We start from the raw sequence: 1,984 nt of genomic DNA on the forward strand, positions 1-1,984 counted from the left end.
GGTCATTACCGAACGACGCCGTCTCCGAAGTGAACCGATCCCCCGTCAACTGCATCCCATCACCGGAATCACCAGCGAACCGGATAATCACCCGATCCAGCCGCCGGATCTCCTTGTCGGGTTTGCGCTGATCACCGAGGAGTGCGTGGTCGGCAGGGCTGCTGCTACTGACCTGGCTGGTCACTGCTGTGAACCTCCTTCGAGGCGGCGGCTCGCGGGCTATCGCCCGCTGGTACCCCGGGCCATGGTACGTGCGAAAGGCCGCCCTTCCTGGGCATATCGCATCGTGGATGCCGTGCTGGGGACAACGCTGCCGCCCGCTCCTCTAGTCCTCGTCGCGCCCGCGTGGACCGGCCGGACAGCCGTGGTGACGCGCTGTCAAGCGGCACCCGCGCCATCCTGGCCGACGCGGTCGGAGCGGTCGGAGCGGTCAGGGGTTTCGGAGGCGGTCAGGAGTTGAGGTAGGTCAGCACGGCCAGCACCCTGCGGTGGTCGCCCTCGCTCGGCGTCAGCCCCAGCTTCAGGAAGATGTTGCTGACGTGCTTCTCCACCGCGCCGTCGGATATGACCAGCTGCCTGGCGACCGCCGAGTTCGTCCGGCCCTCCGCCATCAGCCCCAGCACCTCGCGCTCCCGGGGTGTCAGCGCGGCCAGCACGTCCTGCTTGCGACTGCGGCCGAGCAGCTGGGCGACCACCTCGGGGTCCAGCGCCGTGCCACCCTGGGCGACCCGGACCACCGCGTCCACGAACTCCCTGACCTCGGCCACCCGGTCCTTCAGCAGATAGCCCACGCCCCGGGTGGAACCGGCCAGCAGCTCGGTCGCGTACTGCTCCTCCACGTACTGCGAGAGCACCAGCACGCCCAGCCCGGGGTGCTCCTTGCGCAGTCGCACCGCCGCCCGCACGCCCTCGTCGGTGTGCGTCGGAGGCATCCGCACGTCCGCGACCACCACGTCCGGCGGGGTGCCCTCGTCCGCCAGCTCACCGATGACCTTGATCAGGGCCTCCGCGTCCCCGACGCCCGCCACCACGTCGTGTCCCCGGTCGGTCAGCAGCCGGGTCAGGCCCTCCCGGAGCAGCACCGAGTCCTCGGCGATGACCACCCGCACCCTGTCGTCCACGATCCGCGTCCCCCATGTCCTGCCTCGGCGTCCCCACCTCGGCGTTCCTCTCGCGCCGGTCCGTCGCGAGTGATCTCAGCATCGCAGCAAACGCGGGACCGCGCCGGGCCTGTGGAAAACCTTCGTTCAGGCCTGTGGACAACCGGGGAGGACATGAGGGACAAGGGGAAAGCGGGGCCGCGACGCCCCCCCCATGACCGCGACGCCCCCCCCATGACCGCGGGGGCCGCTGACCGCGGGGGCCGCGACGCCCTCACGACCCGCCGGGGCGGCCCGCTCACGACCGCCAGGGCCGCCCGCTCACGCCCGCCAGGGCCGCCCGCTCACGCCCGCCCGCTCACGACGCCGGGGCCGCCCGCCCCACCTGCCCACCGACGTGCCTACGACCGCCAGGGCAGTTCCGCCGTGATGCGGGTCGGGCCGCCCGCGGGGGAGTCGAGGACGAGGACGCCGTCGACCGCGTCGAGCCGCTCGGCCAGGCCCGCGAGGCCCGAGCCCGCGTCCGCCGAGGCGCCGCCGCGCCCGTCGTCGCCGACCTGGAGCAGCATGCGGTCCTCGGCCCGCCAGACGTCCACCGTGGCGCGCCCGGCGCCGCTGTGCTTGCTGATGTTGGCCAGCAGTTCGGAGACCGTGAAGTAGGCGATGCCCTCGATCGCGGGCACCGGCCGGGAGGGCAGATCCACGGTGACGGAGACCGGGACGGTGCAGCGGGTCGCCACCGCCGACAGCGCCGGGCCCAGGCCTCGGTCGGTGAGGATCGCGGGGTGGATGCCGCGGGCCAGGTCGCGCAGCTCCTGGAGGGCCGTCTTCACCTCGCCGTGCGCCTCGCCGACCATCCGGGCGGCCTCCTCGGGGTCCTCGGT

Annotated in this window: 3 protein-coding genes; all 3 read right to left on the reverse strand. The window is 72.8% G+C overall.

The window, feature by feature from the left end; genetic code table 11:
- Positions 1 to 184 (reverse strand): hypothetical protein (locus tag K7472_RS32170; RefSeq protein ID WP_222982785.1); only part of this gene is annotated, 184 nt, incomplete at its 3' end.
- A gap of 265 nt (positions 185 to 449) precedes the next feature.
- Positions 450 to 1,109: a response regulator transcription factor gene (locus K7472_RS32175; RefSeq protein WP_222982787.1), complete on the reverse strand. Its 660-nt coding sequence runs from the start codon at positions 1,107 to 1,109 to the stop codon at positions 450 to 452.
- 392 nt (positions 1,110 to 1,501) lie between these two features.
- Positions 1,502 to 1,984: sensor histidine kinase (locus tag K7472_RS32180; RefSeq protein ID WP_372458159.1), on the reverse strand; the 483-nt coding region annotated here is incomplete at its 5' end.

It is taken from the genome of Streptantibioticus parmotrematis (assembly GCF_019890615.1).
Lineage (GTDB): Bacteria > Actinomycetota > Actinomycetes > Streptomycetales > Streptomycetaceae > Streptantibioticus_D > Streptantibioticus_D parmotrematis.